This is a genomic window from uncultured Roseivirga sp. (genome assembly GCF_963973945.1).
GTDB lineage: Bacteria > Bacteroidota > Bacteroidia > Cytophagales > Cyclobacteriaceae > Roseivirga.
This window is the reverse complement of record NZ_CAXBBV010000002.1, coordinates 329,335-351,122: the sequence shown is the minus strand read 5'-3', so window position 1 is coordinate 351,122 and position 21,788 is coordinate 329,335. Positions and strand designations below refer to the sequence as shown.

General features: G+C 40.8%; 15 protein-coding genes. 9 read left to right on the top strand and 6 right to left on the bottom strand.

The features are described from left to right. Positions 1 to 109 precede the first annotated feature (109 nt). The 8 genes from AAC026_RS05910 (at position 110) to AAC026_RS05875 (ending at position 9,321) form a co-directional block, all read left to right on the top strand. Positions 110 to 2,479 carry a TonB-dependent receptor gene (locus AAC026_RS05910; protein ID WP_339695837.1) on the top strand — a complete coding sequence of 790 codons (2,370 nt, stop codon included), beginning with the start codon at positions 110 to 112 and terminating at the stop codon, positions 2,477 to 2,479. Positions 2,480 to 2,626: 147 nt separating this feature from the next. After that, complete coding sequence (locus AAC026_RS05905) at positions 2,627 to 3,505, top strand: ABC transporter substrate-binding protein (RefSeq protein ID WP_339695835.1); 879 nt, start codon at positions 2,627 to 2,629, stop codon at positions 3,503 to 3,505. Further along, entirely contained in the window at positions 3,489 to 4,520 is a 1,032-nt protein-coding gene (locus tag AAC026_RS05900) for an iron ABC transporter permease (protein WP_339695833.1), read from the top strand. The genes AAC026_RS05905 and AAC026_RS05900 overlap by 17 nt, the downstream gene beginning before the upstream one ends. Positions 4,521 to 4,522: 2 nt before the next feature. Then, the gene (locus tag AAC026_RS05895; protein WP_339695830.1) at positions 4,523 to 5,305 is read left to right on the top strand and encodes a heme ABC transporter ATP-binding protein; all 783 of its coding nucleotides are present in this window, start codon (positions 4,523 to 4,525) and stop codon (positions 5,303 to 5,305) included. A gap of 163 nt (positions 5,306 to 5,468) precedes the next feature. Then, positions 5,469 to 5,729, top strand: coding sequence for a hypothetical protein (locus AAC026_RS05890; protein ID WP_062300302.1), 261 nt, complete (start codon positions 5,469 to 5,471; stop codon positions 5,727 to 5,729). 50 nt (positions 5,730 to 5,779) lie between these two features. Then, positions 5,780 to 7,090, top strand: a complete 1,311-nt coding sequence (gene rimO, locus AAC026_RS05885) for a 30S ribosomal protein S12 methylthiotransferase RimO (RefSeq protein WP_339695827.1) — start codon at positions 5,780 to 5,782, stop codon at positions 7,088 to 7,090. Between the two features lie 82 nt (positions 7,091 to 7,172). Beyond that, positions 7,173 to 8,759 carry a bacillithiol biosynthesis cysteine-adding enzyme BshC gene (gene bshC, locus AAC026_RS05880; protein ID WP_339695825.1) on the top strand — a complete coding sequence of 529 codons (1,587 nt, stop codon included), beginning with the start codon at positions 7,173 to 7,175 and terminating at the stop codon, positions 8,757 to 8,759. Next, complete coding sequence (locus AAC026_RS05875) at positions 8,752 to 9,321, top strand: 5-formyltetrahydrofolate cyclo-ligase (RefSeq protein ID WP_339695823.1); 570 nt, start codon at positions 8,752 to 8,754, stop codon at positions 9,319 to 9,321. Before bshC ends, AAC026_RS05875 begins: the two co-directional genes overlap by 8 nt. A 63-nt stretch (positions 9,322 to 9,384) precedes the next feature. On the opposite strand, the gene AAC026_RS05870 is transcribed toward AAC026_RS05875, so the two are convergent. From AAC026_RS05870 to AAC026_RS05845, 6 genes are all read right to left on the bottom strand, one after another. Next, a complete protein-coding gene (locus AAC026_RS05870) occupies positions 9,385 to 12,363 on the bottom strand; it encodes a T9SS type A sorting domain-containing protein (protein ID WP_339695820.1) in 2,979 nt (992 codons plus the stop codon). A 123-nt stretch (positions 12,364 to 12,486) separates the two neighbouring features. Then, complete coding sequence (locus AAC026_RS05865; protein ID WP_339695818.1) at positions 12,487 to 16,791, bottom strand: T9SS type A sorting domain-containing protein; 4,305 nt, start codon at positions 16,789 to 16,791, stop codon at positions 12,487 to 12,489. Positions 16,792 to 16,796: 5 nt separating this feature from the next. After that, a complete protein-coding gene (locus tag AAC026_RS05860) occupies positions 16,797 to 17,234 on the bottom strand; it encodes a hypothetical protein (RefSeq protein WP_339695816.1) in 438 nt (145 codons plus the stop codon). An 80-nt stretch (positions 17,235 to 17,314) separates the two neighbouring features. Continuing rightward, positions 17,315 to 17,992: a tRNA (5-methylaminomethyl-2-thiouridine)(34)-methyltransferase MnmD gene (mnmD, locus tag AAC026_RS05855; RefSeq protein ID WP_339695813.1), complete on the bottom strand. Its 678-nt coding sequence runs from the start codon at positions 17,990 to 17,992 to the stop codon at positions 17,315 to 17,317. Continuing rightward, positions 17,993 to 18,469 (bottom strand): 2-C-methyl-D-erythritol 2,4-cyclodiphosphate synthase, encoded by a 477-nt coding sequence (gene ispF, locus AAC026_RS05850; RefSeq protein ID WP_339608051.1) that lies wholly within the window; start codon positions 18,467 to 18,469, stop codon positions 17,993 to 17,995. After that, positions 18,466 to 19,710 carry a pitrilysin family protein gene (locus AAC026_RS05845; protein ID WP_339695810.1) on the bottom strand — a complete coding sequence of 415 codons (1,245 nt, stop codon included), beginning with the start codon at positions 19,708 to 19,710 and terminating at the stop codon, positions 18,466 to 18,468. Before AAC026_RS05845 ends, ispF begins: the two co-directional genes overlap by 4 nt. 99 nt (positions 19,711 to 19,809) lie before the next feature. Between AAC026_RS05845 and AAC026_RS05840 the strand changes: the two genes are divergently transcribed. Continuing rightward, entirely contained in the window at positions 19,810 to 21,783 is a 1,974-nt protein-coding gene (locus tag AAC026_RS05840) for a dehydrogenase E1 component subunit alpha/beta (protein ID WP_339695807.1), read from the top strand. The last annotated feature ends 5 nt before the right edge of the window (positions 21,784 to 21,788 follow it).

Sequence of the window (21,788 nt, the reverse complement as noted above, 5' to 3'; positions counted from 1 at the left end):
CATACCATTCCAATTTTATACACAAAGCTGTGCTGAAATATTGGTCAACATAATTCTATGGACTCTATTTCAGTATGGTCAATTGTGCTCAAACTTTAATAAAAAAGAAATGAAAAAGATATACTATACTTTTTTAGGGCTTCTTATTGGCTTCTCTATAATGGCTCAGTCGGGTCGAATAGTAGGAAGAGTCATTGATGCTTCAGATAATCAGCCACTTACTGGTGCAAATATTAGAATTACTGGTAGCAGTGGAACTTCAACGGATAGCAACGGAGCGTTTTCAATTCCGTGCAATGGTTCAACAGAAATTACTGTAACCTATGTAGGCTATAGAAGCTACACCGGCAGAATTGAAAATTGTGATCAAGACTTTACGATTAAGCTCACACCTACCAATCAATTGCTTGATGAAGTAGAAATTACCACTACTTCAAACCCCAACCGCTCACTATTGTATCTTCCAACCGCCATCACCAAGTTAGGCGGACTTGAGATGCAAAGAGGTACTGGATTGTTTATGGACGATGCCATCAATGCTAACGTACCAGGAGTTTACATGACAAGAAGAGCAGTATCTTCTGGTCAACAATTTAACATTCGTGGATACGGAAGTGGTGTTGGTTTCCGTGGCGCCAATAATAACTTCGATGGTCAAGGTTATAAAGTTTACCTCAATGGAATTCCTGTAACCGATGCGGAAGGTATTACGGTGATGGACGACATCGACTTTGGTTCTATCGGAAATGTAGAAGTAATCAAAGGCCCAGCGGGCTCACTTTATGGTTTGGCCATTGCTGGAGCAGTAAACCTTGAAACCAAGAAGGCTGAAAGTGGTCAGAATTCCATTAGCCAAAGTGCTTTGATAGGAAATTACGGATTGAGCCGTTTCACTACCCAAGTGCAGTTAGGTGCAGATCGATCTTCAGTTTTAGTTAATTACGGCCGTCAGCATTCTGATGGATTCATGCCACATAACGAGTCGGACAAGAACTTCTTCAACTTTATTGGTGATTTCACGCCTAACGAAAAGCAGAAGATTTCAACCTACTTGGCCTATACCAACAGTTACGATCAACGTGCAGGAGAACTTACCATCAGTCAATTTGAAACTGGAGACTTTTCAGGAAATGCCCGATACATCAAAAATGACGCGCACTCTGAAGTTGTTGGTTTTAGAGCGGGCTTAAGCCACACCTACAAATTCTCGAATCAAGTAAAAAATACTACTGCCATTTTTGGTTCTGGAATCACGAATAACGCAAGTTCTGCTGGTGGCTGGACGGACAAAAGCCCTTTCAATTATGGCTTCAGGTCTACATTGAACATGAATTTTGATTTGAACGGAGCCACTTTAAGTGGTATTGCTGGCGTTGAGGCACAACGTCAGCAAGCGCTTAGCCTTGGTTATGGAATGGTGACCAATCAAGACGATCCCAATGGTTACAATGTCATTGGTGCGATGAGAAGTAATCAGGCGACTACAACCAGCACAGGTTCTTATTTTACCGAATGGACGCTTTCACTTCCTAGTGATATTTCATTTACTGCGGGCTTAGGCTTTAGCGCAATGGACATTGATTTAATGAACCGAACTTATGACGCAGCCAACGATAAAGCAGGTGAGAGATATCAGGTGACTTATAAAAACATGGCGTCTCCTCATTTCGCTCTCAACAAAGTGTTCAACAGTCAGCTTTCCGCTTATGCTTCATATAGCAAAGGCTACAAGGCGCCTGTAAGTGGAAATATTGTAGTTTCCGCTACTGGCCAATTGAATACTGGTTTGAAACCTGAAGAAGGCGATCAGTTCGAAATTGGAACAAAAGGTTCTTTACTCGACAGCCGATTCAATTACCAATTGGCGCTGTTCAGCACAGAATTTAAAAACAAAATGACTTCTGTGGCAGTGCCTTTAGATGCCAATACTACTGCCTATACCTACATCACTAATGGCGGTGGTCAAATCAACAAAGGTTTGGAAATAGCTGCCAATTATGAGCTTTATAAGTCTAGTACTGGCTTCTTTAGCAAAGTGGGTTCGTTTGCCAACCTTACTTATTCTGACTTCACTTACAAAAACTTCAGCTACCAATCACTAAGTGGTGGTGTACCAACGACTGCGGAATATGATGGGAACGATGTAGCTGGTGTTTCGCCAATAGTGGCCAATGTAGGTATTGATGCCTATGCACAAAATGGCTTGTATGGAAATTTGAATTTCCAATACAGAGACGGTATGCCTATCACATCTGATGGCGCTAACCAATCTGCAGGTTATAGATTATGGAACACCAAAGTGGGCTACCACAGTAAGCTTTCAAGTCACTTTGATATGGATCTATACTTTGGTGTAAACAACATTTTAGGTGAGAAATATTACTACATGATATTCGTCAACCAGTTAAATGACGCCTACATACCTGCCCCTAAAAAGGCCAATTACTTTGGCGGAATTCAACTGAAATACATCTTTTAATCATTGAAAGAGGCTGAAGTTTAGTCATGCCGAACTTGTTTCGGCATCCCATAATTAAAACTGCAGAAGTTTAAATGACGGGCCCTGAAACACTCCGACACTTCGGAGCAGGGTGACCTTCAGCCTCTTTCTTCAACCTTAAATACGATGAAAAAACTATATACATTATTGCTCACGACCTTGGTGCTTACCAGCTGCGGTAGGTTTTCAAACAAAGATGAAAAGCAATCCAATTCGGAAAGAATTGTATGCCTTTCAAAACAATACAACGAAATCATTTTCGAATTAAATGCACAACAAAATCTAGTTGCTGTAGACCTATCGAGCACTTATCCGCCCGAAATTAAGGCGCTACCTACTGTGGGTTATCACAGGGCTTTAAGCACGGAAGGCATTCTTTCCATGGAACCAACCATGATTATTCATGACAATAATGTTGGACCAGAACAAGTGATGCAACAAATGGAAAAGCTCAAAATCCCGATGATGGTATTTAAAACCAAAGGAGATGATATTCCAGGAGCCAAAGCATTGGTCACAGAAATGGGGCAATACTTCGGCAGGGAAAAAGAAGCAGATTCGCTCAATGCCAAACTCGACAAGGATTTACTTACAGCCGAAAATGCCCTAGCGCAATACACTACAAAACCCAAAGTGGTGGTGATTCATTACGGTAGAGCTACAAATGTGTACCTCACCATGACGGAAAACAGTACTACGGCCAATTTGATTGAAATGGCGGGCGGCACAATTCCCATTGATGGAGACCGTGGCATGATGCAGCTTTCAGCAGAAGTGATCGCCAAGTCAAACCCTGATGTTATTCTACTCACCGACTTTGGTTACGACCGACTAGGTACCGAAGAACAATTAAAATCTCTTCCTGGAGTAAGTACAACGAATGCCGCCAAGAACAATCGCATTTATAGGGTGGAAGAACACGACATGGTGTACTTCGGTCCACGCACAGGCGAAGTAATTCTCAAACTTCAAGAACTAATTCATAGAAATGAGCAAGTTCAATAATCAATACAAGGCTTGGTTCCCCATTCTTGCAGTTGTACTTCTGGTTACCTTTTTCTTTTCTATGAAATTGGGTGCCATCAATATTTCTTGGGCTGAAATTCAGGCTTCATTCACGAAACTGATTAGTGGAGAAGCCATGAACCTCAACGAAAGAATCTTCATGCAAATCAGGCTTCCTCGGGCGTTAATGGGAGTTTTCGTAGGCGCCAGTCTGGCTATCGCTGGAGTATTGATGCAGGCCTTGTTCCGAAATCCAATTGTGGAGCCCGGATTAATAGGCACTTCCAGCGGAGCAGCTTTCGGAGCTTCATTGTACTTCGTTTTAGGTTCTGTAATTAAAGTTCATGCTGGCGAATGGACTTTACCGATTGCGGCCTGTATTGGAGGAACACTTTCCACGGTAGCCGTTTTCCTTTTGTCGCAAAACCGATCTACAGGCAAAAGCTCTGTAGTGGCATTATTGCTCACAGGCATTGCGATTAACGCACTGTTTTTGAGCGGTGTGGGCTTCCTCTCCTACTTGGCCCGCGACCCGCAAGCCCGATCCATTATTTTCTGGAACCTCGGGACACTTTCAGGTGCCAACTGGGTTTCCGTTTCTATAGTAGGTACAATTATGGTCGTTTGCCTATTCTTTGCCCTGAGGTATGCAAAGCAACTGAACGCCTTAATGATGGGAGAAGACGAAGCCATTTTCCTTGGGGTCAATTTGAAGAAATTACAGATTGGGGTAATTGCCTTAAATGTACTTTTGGTAGCTGTAGCCACTTCGTTTACCGGGGTAATTGGCTTTGTAGGTTTGGTGGTGCCTCACCTCCTTCGTTTAATGAAAGGCTCCGATAACCGTTTTCTCTTATTGGGAAGTGCCTTCATGGGTGGAATTCTCTTGAGCTTGGCCGATTTAGCCTCTCGCTTATTATTAGCTCCAGCAGAATTGCCCATTGGGATCGTCACTTCATTGGTAGGCGTACCCGTGTTTATCATTCTACTAAGAAAAAAACAATACTATTTCTGATTATGCTCGAAGCCAAAGAAATCACATTCAAAATTGGAGAGAAAGTACTGCTCGACAATGTATCAGTTCAGTTTGAAGCTGGAAAGCTTAATCTAATCATTGGGCCAAATGGAGCTGGAAAATCCACCTTGATGAAGGTAATCAGTCGGCAATTGACGGATTACCAAGGAACAGTTAGCTACAACCAAGCAGACAGTAAAAAGCTTAGCGATAAAAAGCTGGCGCAAATGAGAGCGGTACTTTCTCAAAACATCGACTTGGCCTTCCCTTTGAAAGTGTGGGAAGTGGTGATGATGGGACGATATCCTCATTTCACCGATGCTCCGCGACAGATAGATAGAGATGCCTGCGAAGCTGCCTTGGAGTTTTTTGATGTAATGTACATGGCCGAACGAGATTACCTTACACTAAGCGGTGGCGAACGTCAGCGGGTACATTTCGCTCGGGTACTTACGCAAATCTGGAACCCTATTCACAACCAAGGTCGATATTTGCTACTAGACGAACCCCTCACCTTTCTAGACATTCATTATCAGTTTCAGTTTATGCACAAACTAAGAGAGTTATTGAAGGAAAAAGACTTGGTGGTGGTGGGCGTGGTGCATGACCTCAATTTAGCAGCCCAGTTTGGGGATGTTATTCATTTAATTCAGGATGGAAAACTCATTGCCAGCGGCACCAAACACGAAGTACTGAACGCAAAAAACATTAAAAGAGCATTTCACCTAGAGCCCGTTATCTACAATAACAAGGAAAAGGGATCGCTTCATCTGTTTTTTGAGTAGAACCAAAACATGAACGTTCACGAACGTTTGACTGAACTATTTCGAGCACTAACTAAAGGACATGATTCGTAACTAATTGATTTTAAAAAACTTAACTTCTTGGCACTACCCTTGTTAAAATATAAGCGGATAGAAAACATTTGTTCATTAACGTACATAGATTATGGGAGCTATAGCCATTAACATTCCTCAAATCACTGGGGAACAAGACATTGAAGTAGAAGTAAGAATCAACGGTGAGAAAAAATCCTACAATTACAGAGTCGAAGTATTCCACTGGGCCGACTGCGAAAACCCTAGTGAAGATCGAGTAGACTGCATTCGTCAAATATTAGGCAAATACGACCCCGACTGGGAGCTTTACCAAATTGGAATGCCGACTGACGAAGTTGTTCCGATTACCTTTAGGAAGAAGAGAAAATAAATTACCAAGCCTTTATAATTCATTACCTTTGCGCATTAATACAATAAGGAATGAAAACGAAGGGACTGAAGAAGGACAAGGTGAACATTGTAACACTAGGTTGCTCAAAAAACTTAGTGGACTCAGAAGTAATGCTTACTCAATTGAGAGGCAACGGAATCAAAACAACTCACGAGTCTAAAAAAGACAATGCTAATATTGTTATCGTAAACACTTGCGGCTTTATCGATAATGCCAAGCAAGAGTCCATCGATACCATTTTACGTTATGCTGACGCCAAAGACGATGGCGAAATTGATAAGCTTTACGTAACAGGCTGCCTTTCTCAACGCTACAAAGATGATCTAGAAACTGAAATTCCTCAAGTAGACGCCTTCTTCGGCACCATGGAGCTTCCTGCGCTTCTTAAGAAGTTCAAAGCAGATTATAAGCACGAATTGATAGGCGAGCGTATTATCACCACCTCTAACCATTACGCTTATTTAAAAATATCAGAAGGCTGCGACAGACCCTGCTCCTTTTGCGCCATTCCTTTGATGCGTGGTGGTCATAAGTCACGACCTATCGAAGAACTGGTTTTAGAAGCAAAAAACTTGGCCAGAAATGGCACCAAGGAATTGCTCCTCATTGCTCAAGACTCTACTTACTACGGATTAGATATTTACAAAAAACGAAACCTTGCAGAATTGCTTGAACGTCTTTCTGATGTGGAAGGCATTGAATGGATTCGTTTACACTACGCCTTCCCTACTGGCTTTCCAATAGATGCTTTAAAAGTAATGGCAGAGCGTGACAACATTTGCAGTTACATAGATATTCCTCTTCAGCACGGTTCTACCAAAATGCTGAAATTGATGCGAAGAGGCACTACCCGTGAAAAAACTGAAGCGCTGATCGAAGAAATCAGGGCTAAAGTTCCAGGCATTGCCATTCGAACTACTTTGATTGCGGGTCACCCGGGCGAAACGGAAGAAGATTTCAATGACATGGTCGATTTCGTGAAGAAAATGCGTTTCGATAGATTGGGAATTTTCAACTATTCGCATGAAGAAAACACGCACGCCTATTCTTATGTTGACGATGTGCCAGATGAGGTGAAACAAGAAAGGGCGAATATCGTAATGGGCATACAGGAAGAAATTTCGAACGAAATTAACCAAGAGAAAATTGGCAAGACTTTCAAAACGCTAATTGATAGAAAGGAAAGCGGAAACTACTACGGAAGAACAGAACACGATTCGCCAGAAGTAGATAACGAAGTAATCATCGATGCTAAAAAACATCACTTAAGAATTGGCGATTTCGCAAATATTAAAATCACAGATGCTACAGAATTCGATCTTTATGGTGAACCAGTTTAAGCACTTTTCATGTTTATGCTGCATTAGATTGAATTGCTGTCGAGGCTGATCTAACAATCAAAACCCTTTGTAACAAACGACTATGGCTGTTTCGGAACTATCGCAAGTACTATTGAGCAAAATACCTTTCAATAAAACGAACAGCTTTTCAAGGTCTTTTTTGGATTACATTGAAGGAAAGGATGCCCTAACCGGCTTCTACAATCGTTTACCCAGCATTGAAAACTTCAAGCTTCAGGTTGAAGAAAAACACTTCAACAAAGAAAACCGAGCGGTTCTATCGGAAGTGCTGCAAAAGCAGTATGATGGTTTTGAGTTAAGCGAAGCTACAGCACAGAACATTAAATTTCTAAAAGCAGGAACCACTTTTACTGTCACTACTGGTCATCAGCTGAATATTTTCACCGGCCCACTTTATTTCATTTATAAAATAGTGACCGTAATCAACGCCTGTAAAGCCCTAAAGAAGCAATATCCAGCTTACGATTTTGTACCTGTCTATTGGATGGCTTCTGAAGATCATGACTTTGAAGAAATTAGCTACTTCCGTTTTAATGGCAACAAATTCAGTTGGAAAACTGATCAAGCAGGAGCCGTTGGACGCTTTGACCCAAAATCGCTCAAGCCAATTTTTGACGAGATCATTAGTCTCCCTGATATTTTCAAGGAAGCTTATTTGAAGAGAAACACCCTAGCCGAAGCTGGAAGACATTATGTAAATGCACTTTTTGGTAGTGAGGGTTTGGTTGTGGTAGACGCAGACAATGCTGAGCTTAAAACTATACTCAAGCCTGTAATGTTTGATGATATCTTCAAGCATTCTGCCAATGACTGCGTTACCGAAACTTCAGCCCAACTGGATAAAGCAGGTTATAAAACGCAGGTATTCCCGAGAGAGATCAACTTCTTCTATTTAAAAGAAAACATACGCTCGCGCATAGTAAAAGAAGGTGGAGAATTTCATGTACTTGATACAGAGATTCGGTTTACAGAAAATGAATTAAGAGCAGAGATAGAAAAGCACCCAGATCGTTTCAGTCCAAATGTGGTTTTAAGGCCGCTATATCAGGAAATGATTTTGCCGAATTTAGCTTATGTCGGTGGCCCTTCTGAATTAGTCTATTGGCTTCAATTGAAAGAGGTTTTCACGCATTTCAAAACACCTCTCCCGATGCTAATGCCGCGGAATTTTGTTGGAGTTGTCACTCCTAACATTCAGCGCAAAATTGAGAAATCGAAACTGAGTTTTGAAGATATTTTCAAACCAGAAGAAGTCTTGATTCAAGAAAAAGTAAAGGAGAATACCACGAATCAACTGAGTCTAAATCAAGAGTTGGAGCAACTGAAATCTATTTTTGCAGAGGTTTTAAGTGTTGCCAAACCCATTGACGTCACGCTCGAAAAGTTAGTAGCCGCTGAGCAGAAAAGGGCAGAGAATTCCATTGAAAAGATTGAGAAGAAATTACTGAAAGCCGAAAAACGAAATCAGGAAGTTTTGGTGAACCGTATTTCGGCCATCAAGGAAAGCTTATTCCCTGGCGGAAGCCCACAAGAACGAAAAGACAACTTCTTAAACTTCTACCTTAGCGACCCTGCATTTATTCAGAACTGTTTAGACAGCCTAGATGCCTTCGATTACCAGTTTCACTTGATGGCTGCTCATGACTAAACAAGTGCTCAGAGAAATGTTCTTAGCCAAGCGTAAAACACTTACGCAAGAAGAACACGTACTCCGATCGGCATTGGTTTGTGAACAAGCATTGAAACTCATTTCAGAACACCAGCTCAAAAACATCCACCTTTTCCTTCCGCTTATAAAACAGCGTGAAGTCAACACCTTTCCACTTTTTGAGAAACTCATTGACCAGCCTGAGTTTCAAGTTGTACTACCAAGGGTAAATGCAAAAACCAAGCAATTAGAGCACCTTGCATTCACCACCTCCACCACACTGCTTAAAGGGAGTTTTGGGGTTACTGAACCTGATGGCGAAAATTACTTCGATATAACTGACCTTGATGTAGTATTCGTACCCTTAATTAGCTTTGACCGAAAGGGCTTTAGAATTGGCTATGGCGGTGGTTTTTATGATAAGTTCTTTGCGCAAGCGAGTGATAATATGATCAAAGTCGGCTTGGCAATCAGCCCTCCTTTGGATCATATTCCTTATTCAGAACTGCATGACATTCCACTAGATTATTGCATTTCACATCACAGGGTTTATTCGTTCTAAATCAAACAAAAAACGGCTGCAATTTTTAAATCACAGCCGTTTCAGTATTCTCTTTAGATTTCCTTAATTCGTTTGTTTCAATAGTTTAATTACATCTCTGCGTTTGTCATTATTCACATTTAAGATGTACAAACCATCAGGCATTGAGCTCAAGTTTACTTGGAACCTCTCTTCTGTATTATAGAATTCCTTCTTGCCTGTCACTACTTGATTGCCATTACTGTTCACTATAGAGTAGTCAAAACCAATAGCGTAAGCTGCATCTAAATTCACGTTAAACATACCGTTTGATGGGTTTGGACTTACCTGAGCACTCGCTTTAATTGGATCATCATCAATACCAGCTACTACGTCAAAGTCAAAAGACACTTCATTTGTAAAGGCAACTGGTCCTAATTGATCTGTGACTTGACATTTGTATGTTCCAGAAGTGGTAACAATAAGGTCACTACCTATTTGTCCAGTTATCTCTGCATTATCTTTAAACCATTTAAATGCAAAGCTTTGACCTGTATTATACGATTGATTAGCTCGTATAACTGCTCTACTCTCTCCCATTATAGAATAATTAATTTCTGGATTAAAGTCAGTATCATAATAGCCCACGAACACTCCATTACCATGAGTTGCCGCTACTACCTTACCATCAACTGGTCTAACTTTCACCATATTCACTACGCTGTTACCTATGATATTCGGAGCCTGTTGTGTCCAAACAGTGTTCGTCCCGTTTAAACTATTGGTCATGTATAAACCAGTAGAAGTACCCACAAATACCTTTTCTCCAGAAGCTCCATTTGGCAAGATTTCAATTGACCGAACAGATGGTCCATTTCCACTTCCATTGGCATTCTCTTCCAGATTACCAGCTATGGAAGACCAAGTTTCACCTCCGTTTTCTGACATCCAAATGCTTACAATTCCATAGTTTCCATATGTTAGAAATACTCTATCTGCATTTCTTGGATCAACCGCTAAGCTGGTAACTGAAGCGCCCTGAGGTAGGTTGTTCCTCAATATGTTAGACACAGAGGTTATCTTCTTTGTATTCGATATCTTCTGAAGTCCTCCATCTGTTGTCCCAAAATAAAGTACTCCTTCAGGTTGAATTGAAGTAGCTAATGCTGAAACATAGTGGCCTGAAATACCTATACCATTAATCTCTTCCCACTCTCCATTCCCTGGGTTCTCTCTAACATCATAGGTATAGTATATTTTTCCTCTTGCAGCTACATACATACGATCTTGATTAACCCTATCTACAATAAAAGGATTGATAAAAAGGAATTCCTCATTATCATCACTTGGGGCAATGTCCTTTGGTGCCTGATAACTATTATTTAGCAGTTCGAACCTCCCCATCCGCCCCTCGTGAGCAGAAGCGTACAGCGCATTATAGGTAATTGCAGCAAAAGCTCCGTCACCACTGTAAGCTTGAACCCAAGCAGCTGTTGGATCGTTCGGAAAAAGCACCCATGTGCCATTGTCTTGCATGCCACCTATAATTTGATCGTCTCCTCTGTCGGTGCGAAAAAGATCAACGGTATAAAACTGGGAAGTAACGTACCCGTTGTTTAGAGAACTCCAAACCACAGTACCAGCTGTATTGTCATTGGTTAAGTGAACTCCACCATCAGAACCTGAAAACATTTTTTTAGAGTCGGAAGGTAAAAAAGCAAGCGTATGAATGTCTGGGTGATGATTTGTATAAACCTTAGCCGTTCCGTCACCTAGATACCCTCCAATTTGCACTCTATTGGTTTCAGTAGTAAACCCATTGGGTGATCTTAAAAGGTTTGTTCCACCAATAAATACAGCTGATTGATTTTCAGGGTGAACCTCAATTGCTAAATTATAACCTCCTTGACCATCAAAACCTTCTACAGACTCGCTATTTACATTAATGTTACTTGTAAGGGCAGTCCAAGTGGAAGTACTTCTGTTGTATTTATAAAAGAAGGTTTCGCCAAGTGCATAAAAGAAGTTATTGTCATGTGGATCGAATGCCAATTCTACTCTTCTGAAAGTGGATGGCCATCCAGCGGGCAAGGCTATTGATGTCCAACTAATACCGTCAGGAGAAATAAAAATACCTTCTTCAGGACTTGTTCCATTACTAGACCTGTTTGGGATGCTAGCGATGATAGTTCCATCACTTGCTATAGCAATATCTGATGAATTACCAGCTCCAGTATTAGGAAGCCCCAAAACTGTTGTTACACTCTGAAAATCGTTAACTGTCCTATAAATTTTACTCAGGCCAGCTACATAAATTTCGGTATTATTCTGATTTGAATAATCTATGGCAATTTTATTTACTAAGCTAAACTTTCCTAAATTTGAGACTGAGTTGATCGCTGTTCCTTCAAGCAAATCCCATGAAATCCCACCGTTGGTAGACTTATAGATACCATCGCCCAAGTAGAAAGTTCCTGTTGCCACGTTAACAGAATTCCCTATATTCTCCCCTGTAGCATAATACCAATTTGAGGTCTTTCCTACTCTTTTATCTTGAACAATAGTTGTTACCGATGGTATTTGATCAAAGTTTGTGGTACGAGTCCAAGAGGTGCCTTGATCTGTGCTTCTCCAAACTCCTCCAGAAACTCCTCCAGCCAAAAGAATATTTTCATCGGTTATATCGATTGCCAGCGCCCTAGTTCTTCCTCCAATATTAAATGGCCCAAAATTCACAAATGGCAATGCTGCACTAGTTTGAGAAACACCAGCAGCGGACGACCTAATATTATTTCTATCTATTCGGTTTATTTCACGAACAAATGAAAGCTCTTTATGACGAATGTCGAAAGGGATTCTACCCGTACTTGGGTCTTTCAACATATTCATTTCGTAGTCAATTCTTTTTTGAGGATTCTCTGATTCTGCCTCCTCCTTTTCATTTAAACCTTCACCTTGAGCAATCATAAACTGCGGTTCAGATTTCACCTTGAACTTCCTTAATGATTGATACTCGAAGTACATTAAAAACAGCACTACAAATGCTCCAATAACTCCCAAGTTTCGCAATCTAATCTTATTCATATAAGTGTAGTTTAAGGTATTTCTGTTTTGATCTACGTTTTTATACCTACTAGTGGATTATCACCTTTTCAAATAGTAAGAATTACTAAAAACGGTTTTTCTGACGAATATTAAAGATATATTTTATTGCTGTTGTTTCAACAGTTTTGTTTGAATAAAACCATACTGAGTCTCCACTCTTAACACGTATATGCCGTTTGACACAGTGCTCAAGTCGATAGTTATCGCCTCATCCATAAAGTAACTCGTCTCGGTTCCACCCTTAATCTGAGTTCCTTGACTATTAGTAACTATATAATTTAAGCCCAATGGTATATCCGCATTCAACTTAATTCTAAAGACACCTGAAGAGGGATTTCCCTCTACCGTGATCTTTAAATTACCGACCTGAGGATCATCTATTCCAGTAATGATATTCTCGATAGTGTATGTTTCATCTAGTGTAACTGTACCATTGAAGCGATTACCTTCTATATTCTCAATGTCATGAGTCGGCTTAATGTCCAAATCAATCAAGCCGTCAGATTCAATTTGTTCAATTGTTACTAGATAATTTGTATTAGATGAACTTGAGAAAGCTCCTTGAATTACAGCATTTACTGAGCTTGAAGAAAGTTCGAAGTCGCTTAAATCAACATTGGTCACTCCCTCGGAGAAAATCACTTCAAAAGTTACTTCGGTGAGGTTAGTAGTTTCTAGTAAAGGGGATTGCCTAGTAATACTGACACTTGGCCCAACAGAAAAATCAACTGTATACGTTTCTTCTTCCGAAAGACCTCCAACAAAAACATTACCTTCATTACTCTCAATTCCGGTGGTATTACTAAAATCAAGGTCAATCAAACCTTCCGTTGAAAATCCATTTACCTTAATCAAGTATTCTCTTGGTGAATCCTCCGTAATTTCTGCTATTGTGCCTTGAATACTTTCTGAACTCAAAGTAAAATCAGAAATATCAACATTGGTTACATCTTCAGAAAATTGAACCACAAACACTACATCTGGACGATTGATTGTTTCAACCGTTGGAGCACTACGTTTAATAGTGGCAGTTGGAGCCAAAGCTGAATTGATCGTATAGCTTTCTTCAGAAATGAGATTCACATCAAATGCATTTCCCGACTCATCTTGAATATCAGTATTCGTCTTAAAGTCTAAGTTCACCAATCCATCATCTGAATAACCAGTAACAAATACTAAATAGTTAGTAGATGAACTTGCGGTAATACGATCAACATTGGCAGAAATAGATGCTGAAGATAATTCAAAGTCTTCAACTCCAACGTTCACAACAGGTTCATTGAAAACGACTGCAAACACCACTTCAGTTCGGTTTGTCTCTTCTGCAGTTGGCTGCGATCTTGATATACTGGCTTTCGGCTCTGTTAAGTCTACAATATTGTATGTTTCTTCACTCAATATTGAGCCTGCAAAAGCATTCTGAAATAAGTCGGTAATTCCAGATTGAGATTTAACGTTTAAGTCTAGCAAGCCTATTCCGTTAATACTTCCTACCTGGATATTAAACACAGTTGTTGAAATTGACGTTACCGAAGCCACCGTTCCTGATGCTGCTCCTACCACTTCAAAAGAAGAAGTAGTTAATCCTTGAACAGGCTCATCAAACGTAACTTGAAAGTTCACCTCTGTTGCTTCCACCTGCTCTTCTGTTGGATTCAGCCTTACAATAGAGTTAATAACAGGAGCTGTTTTATCTAAACTTATATTGATTGTATTGGAAATTGCCACAGGCCCTAATTGATCTGTAACTCTTAGCTTATAAGCCCCCGGCTCAGTAACAAGCAACTCTGAACTAGTTGCTCCAGAAATGTTCTGGTCATCTTTAACCCATTGATAAGTAAAAGCTTCGCCAGTAGTATAAGAAACTGGCCCTCTTAAAGTAACTTCTTGCAAAGTGTAGTTAATTGAGTAGTTAATGTTTGGCGCAAAAGCGACATCGTAACTTGTTTGAAAAACGCCATTACCATGTGTAGCAGCTACTACTTGCCCTTCCACTGGTCTCACCTTAATCATACTTACAATTGAGTTTCCGATAACATCAGGTGCTTCTTGTGTCCATACAGTGTTATCGCCATCCAAAACAGATGTTTTATAAAGCCCTAGCGAGGTGCCCACAAAATAAATTGGAGAGTTACCATTTGGTAACATTTCAATATAGCGCACGGAAGGCCCACTACCAGATCCATTAGCGTTTTCTTCTAAATTTCCAGAAATAGAGTTCCAATTTTGGCCACCATCTTCACTCATCCAAACACTAATAACTCCGTAGTTTCCAAAAGTTGCGAATACTCGACTGGCATTAGACGGATCTACAGAAAGACTGGTGATGGTTCCGTTTGGCATGTTACTGCCCGTAATCTCCACAGCTGTAAAATCAACATTTACGTCAGCAACTTTTAACACTTTTCCATTACGTGTTCCAAGGTAAAGTACGCCTTCAGGCTCAATTGAAGCTGCTAAGGCTGAAACAAAATCATTTGCTCTGGCAGCTCCCAAAGAGACTTCAAACCAATCTCCTGCGCCAGGATTTTTGCGAATATCATTGGTATAATAAACTTTACCCCTTGCCCCCACATACATTCTATCTTGATTTACTGGATCATAAATAAATGGATTGATGAACAAAAATTCGGCATCATCTGCACTTGGCGAGACATCCCCTTTAAATTCATAGATACTATTTTCGGTATTGAACTCAAATCTCCGCATCTGTCCTTCTTGTGCCGAAACGTATAGTGAATTATAAGTGATAGCACTAAAAGAACCATCCCCTCCAAAAAGCTCAACCCATGTAGTATTAGATGTGCTTTCATTAGCTCCCCAAGTTCCGTTGTCTTGCATTCCTGCTATGAGTAAAGGATCTCCCCTATCAAACCTGTAATAGTCAATACTATACATCTGTGTAGTGAGATAACCATTATTCAACGATTGCCAAACTACAGGACTGCTTGTTCCTGTTGCTCTGTTGTTTAAGGTCAAATGAACTCCGCCATCAGAACCAGAAAGCATTTTATTAGGGTCTGAAGGGTAGAAAGCCAAAGCATGAATATCTGGGTGATGATTGTTGTATTTCGGGAAACTGTTTGAATTGTTATCCTCCCGATATCCTCCAATGTTCACTCTGCTAGAGCTAGTAGTGAAGCCTGAAGCACTTCGTAAAAGGTTTGTGCCTCCTATAAAAACAGTATCAGAACTTGAAGGGTGAACCTTCATTACCAAATTGTAGCCTCCTTGGGTATTGTGCCCTTGCCCTGAGTCAGAAGACACTCCAAGGTTACCTGTTAGGCTTACCCATTCGCCCGTGCTGAGTGTGTGCCTCAATAAAAAGTTTGAGCCAACGGCATAAAAAACATCTTCATTCTGAGGGTCAAACGCTACTTCAATCCTTTCATAAGAACTTGGCAAGCCCGAAGGTGGGTTAATATTAATCCACGTCAAACCATCATCAGACTTATAAATCCCCTCTTGGGCATTCTGCCCATTGTTTACATTGTTAGCAATTGTAGCTATCAGAACTCCAGTACTAGAAATAGTGATATCACTATATGAAAAGCCAGTATTATTAGCCCCCAACACGATGGAATAGGTAGTAAAATCATCTGTGGTTCTTATAATATTACCCAGTCGCGCGGCATACATTTCACGAACTGTGGTATTAGAGTTATCTATTATTATTTCTCCTACCAAACCGAAATCACCGAGGTCAGTGTTGTCGTTTTGAGTGGTGGAAGGAATTACCGCCCAAGACAATCCTCCGTCTGTAGATTTAAAAATACCATCGCCTAGATAAAAAGCCCCTGTGGCCGAAGCTGAATTACCAAAAAACTCACCCGCTGAATAAAACCAAGTGTTGGTATTACCTGTTCGCTGATCTTGCACCAAAGCAGAAACGGCAGGTAGTTGCATCACGGACGAAGTTCTAGTCCAAGTTTGCCCTGCATCTGCCGATCGCCAAACACCTCCAGAAACACCTCCTGCTAAAATCACATCTTCATTCGAGATATCTATACCAAGTGCACGGGTTCTTCCTCCAATATTAAAAGGGCCTCTACTCACAAAAGAAGAAGCATTGCTTTGACTCGTACTGCTTGCTTGCATTCGAATATTTAAATCAGAAGCACGATTCTGTGATTTAGCAAAACCGAGTTCTTTCTCCCTGATTCCGACAGGAATTCTCCCCGTGGTTGGGTTCGCCAACATCTCATATTCATACTGAAGTCGCTTGATTGGGTTTTCAAATTCAGCCCCCTCCTCATCTTCAACTTTTAACGAATCCGGAAGCGATTGAAATGCGATGGAACGATCATACTTTTCTGTTTTCCATTCATCAGTATGACGATTAAAAGCAAAGATGATTAACGCGAAAAAGACGACCGAAAAAAGTCCTGCTTTCCAGAATGTTTTCATGGTTTTTAGTTTTGAACCATTGTAACACTAAGCATGTCGTTTGTTTTGCTAATAGGCGTCAGCACATCAATTAGCACTTTATCTCCTTTAGCAAACTGCACATCGGCTGGGGTTTCGAGACTTATTTTTTCACCTACTTTGGGAGCTATAGTAGCGAAAGTTGCTCCATACTTTACAATTTCCTCTACAATGAAAACATAAGTATTTCCACGATCGGAAGTACCTTTAACTGACTCAATCTCACCTTTTAGCCTTATAGCATCTTTGATCATATTAGAAGGTGCTACTTCTTTCACCCCTTCGGTATTTAGAGAAAATTCACGAGCGTTTTTCACAGTAAACTCGGGTGTATTTTTCTTTTCGGCTGATTTGCAACTTGCTAAGAAAAATAGAATAACAAAAAGATTATAACTGAGTAGTTTGTATTGGTTTGCTTTCATCATCAAGAATTAAAAACTGCTTCAATATACGATTTATCAAAATGCAATAGGAACTTGGCTGCAAATTTAAAGCCACTTCAGCCTTAGCACTTTACTCCTCTTACCATTTCCTTTTTACCCGGAGGGCCAGGAAGGGTTTCAACGGTTAGCCCTACTGCCTTTAAATCTCTTTTCAGCTGACCCTTTGCACAATAGGTAACAAAAACACCATTTGAGTCGAGCAATGAAGCCGTTTTTTCGATCACCTCTAAATCCCACATTTCGGATTGTTTGCTTGGCGCGAAGGCATCGAAAAAGACGATATCGAAAAGTGAATCGCTTTTAAAGTCTTGTAGTTTGGCTTCCGTTTTAAGTAGGGTGAAAAATTTATTTTGCAGAAATTCCTGTTCCCAAGCGGCCTTATGAAGCTCTAAAAACCGCTCCTTCACGGTTTTATCCTCAAAAAATTCGTGGTAGTTCAGTGCTTCAAACACGTCACTTTTTAAGGGGAAAGGCTCTAAAGTAGTATACTCAATCTTCACCTGATTAGCCACCGCCCATTCTGAAGTAAGTATGGCATTTAAGCCTGTACCGAAGCCAACTTCAAGCACCCAGATTTTATCCAAATCAAAACTAGAAAGAAGAAAATCGAGTCCTTCTTTCAGAAACACATAACGCGACTCTTGCACCGCTCCGTGAAAAGAATGATAAGTTTCGTTCAGTTCGGCATGGTACAGCGAATGAGAACCATCTTCGGTGACTATAATTTTAACTTCAGCCATTTACTTTTGAATCAGCACTGTAGCATAAGCGGCCACACCTTCAGCCTTACCTACAAAACCAAGTTTTTCAGTGGTGGTGGCTTTGATGGAAATATCTTCTTCGTCCATTCCCATAACGCCTGCAAGGCATTTTTTCATTTCAGGAATATGCGGATTCACTTTTGGTAACTCTAAACAAATGGTGCTATCAATATTTCCAATGGAAAAGCCTTTGGCCTCCACAAGCGCTACCACTTCCTTCAATAAAATTTTGCTATCGATTCCTTTAAACTTTGGATCTTTATCCGAAAAATGAAAGCCGATATCACGCAGGTTTGCCGCCCCTAAAAGCGCATCGCAAATCACATGAATAAGTACATCAGCATCTGAATGACCAACTGCTCCATGAGTATGAGGCACCTTAATTCCACCCAACCAAAAGTCTTTCCCTTCTTCTAAACGATGTACATCGTATCCAAAACCTACTCTGATTTTCATATTTCGTTTTTTGCTATATACCTTAATACCGAAGCGTTTGTTTTTACTAATATTTTTTTGGCCTGCTCCTTAATACCTTCTACCGTAACCGCCTGAATTTTCTCGCCCTCATGATTTACCATGTCGGGATCGCCCAAAGTCCAAGCATGCGCCAAATTCATCGCGCGGTTCAGTAACTCCACTTCGCCAAAAACTATGGTCGACTCCGCTTTGTTTTTCACCTTCTGCAAAGTAGTGGCTTCAATCGTTGCAGTTTTAAAATCTTCAATCAAATCCCACACTGCTTTTTCTGCCTCAGCCAGCAAAACACCAGCACTCAATTGCCCATTAATAACGAGTAAGCCAGGGTCACTAGAACCCATTACATAAGCTCCAATCGAACTGAACAGTCTTTGTTTTTCTACCAATTGATCGTGCAATAATGACGACTTACCGCGCCCTAAAATATCGCTCAACAAATCGGTAGCGTAATATTTTTCATCCGCTCTACCTTCCATATGAAAAGCCATATACAGTGAGTCTGCTGGCACAGGCGCTTCTACTTCTAACTCTCTATATTCAGTTTGAACAGGCTCTTGAGGTAGATTTCGCACATTGGTTTCTCCTTTAGGAATTTCCCCAAACCACTTTTCGCTCAGTCGTTTTACTTCATCCAAAGTAGTATTTCCAGCGACCACTAAAACTGCATTATTGGGTTTGTAAAAGCGATGGAAAAAATCCTTCACATCTTCCATTGTCGCCTTTTCAATGTGCTCAATCTCCTTCCCAATAGTGGCCCATTTGTAAGGATGTTCTTTATACACCAACGGTCTCAATTTCAACCAAGCATCACCATAAGGTTGATTCAAGTACCGTTGCTTAAATTCTTCGATCACCACTGAGCGCTGTACTTCCAATACTTTTGGGTCGAAAGAAAGGCTAAGCATTCTGTCCGATTCCAACCAAAATGCGGTCTCCATATTTTCGGCCGGAAGCGTGATATAATAGTTTGTAATGTCTGGACTTGTAAACGCATTGTTCTCTCCCCCAACCTTCTGCAAAGGCTCGTCATAATTGGGCACATTGAGCGAGCCGCCAAACATTAAATGCTCAAAAAGATGAGCAAATCCGGTGCGCTGCTCTTCTTCATCTCGCGACCCTACATTGTAAAGCACATTTACCACCACCATAGGCGAAGTAAGGTCTTGGTGAAAAATGACCTGAAGGCCGTTTTTTAGTTCAAATTGTTCAAATTGGATCATATACAATTGGGTAGGCTGGCAAAAATAAAAATAATGCACATTAATTTCGGCAATTGAGGGTTTACTTTAATTTTGCTTCGCACTGCACGCAAGACAACTATGATTTTTAAACGAGAAGGTTACTCCAAACAAGAACTTTTAAACCTCTACGAGCAAATTCTTAGACCACGAATGATCGAAGAAAAAATGCTCATTCTCCTCCGTCAGGGAAGAATCACCAAGTGGTTCTCTGGAATTGGACAAGAAGCGGTTTCTGTTGGAGCAGTGAATGCCATCGACCAAGAAGAATACATCTTGCCTATGCACCGAAATTTAGGTGTTTTTACAGGCAGAAACATTCCCTACAGTCGCCTTTTCGCGCAGTTTCAAGGTAAATTAAGTGGCTTTACAAAAGGTAGAGATCGCTCCTTCCATTTCGGAACGAAGGAATTTAACATTGTGGGAATGATCTCACATTTAGGTCCGCAAATGGCCTTGGCTGATGGAATTGCCTTGGCTGACAAACTTAAAGAAAGCAAAAAAGCTACTTTAGTCTTTACAGGAGACGGTGCAAGTTCGGAAGGTGATTTCCACGAAGCACTTAACGTAGCAGCAGTTTGGGACTTGCCAGTAATTTTCGTTATTGAAAACAACGGTTATGGCCTTTCAACCCCTAGCGAACAGCAGTTCAGGTTCAAAAATTTTATAGACAAAGGCCCAGGCTACGGCATTAAAGCAGTAAAAGTAGATGGCAATAATTTGCTTGAAGTACATTCTACCATAAAGCAATTAGCAGAGGAGGTTAGAAAAGAACCTAAGCCAGTGATTGTAGAATGCATGACATTCAGGATGCGCGGCCACGAAGAAGCCAGCGGTACTAAATACGTTCCGAAAGCTTTGATGGAAGAATGGGCGAAGAAAGACCCAGTTGAAAATTATGAGTCCTTTTTAAAGAAGGAAAAAATACTAACCGCTAAAGCAGAAAAAGAAATTAGAGCCAAAATCAAAGCCGACATTGAAGAAGGTTTAGAGTTGGCTTATGCAGAAGAACTACCTCCTGCCACTCAAATGGAAATTGACGACATGCATGCGCCATTTGTTCAGGAAGTGATTGAACCAAAAAGCGATACAACCTCAGAAAAACGTTTTGTTGATGCGATTTCGGATGGCTTAAAGCAAAGCATGGAACGTTTCGACAACCTCGTATTGATGGGGCAAGACATTGCTGAGTATGGTGGGGTTTTCAAAATTACTGACGGCTTTTTAGAGAAATTCGGAAGCGGAAGGGTGCGTAACACGCCTTTGTGCGAATCGGCCATTATTGGTACGGGACTTGGCCTTTGTATCAATGGTTATAAGGCTATGGTCGAAATGCAGTTTGCTGATTTTGTTACCTGCGGTTTCAACCAAATTGTAAACAACTTGGCAAAAAGTCACTACCGTTGGGGGCAAAATGCGGATGTTGTAGTGCGGATGCCAACAGGCGCTGGCGTGGGTGCTGGGCCATTTCACTCACAATCAAATGAGGCTTGGTTCTTCCACACGCCTGGTTTAAAAATCGTTTACCCTTCTAACCCAAGAGACGCGAAAGGACTTTTGGCAGCTGCCATTGAGGATCCAAATCCTTATTTATTCTTCGAACATAAAGCCATGTACCGATCAGTTGTAGAGAATATTCCGGACGATTATTACACGGTTGAAGTAGGGAAAGCAAGCATTGCCAAAGAAGGTGATGATATCTCCATAATTACTTACGGCATGGGGGTACACTGGGCGAAAGAATTGGCTGCTACTTCGGAGGCTTCAATTGAAATTCTAGACTTAAGAACTTTACTACCATGGGATAAGGAAGCCGTTGAGGCCACAGTAAAGAAAACCAATAAGGTAATTGTATTGCACGAAGACACGCTTACTGGCGGTATTGGTGCCGAAATAGCGGCCTGGATTGGCGAGAACTGTTTCCAATACTTAGACGCTCCTGTAGCAAGAGTCGGTAGCTTGGATACCGCTGTTCCTTTCGGAAAACACTTAGAAGAGAACTTTTTACCAAAACAAAGACTTGTAGAGAAGTTGAATGACTTGCTAAATTACTAAGTTTT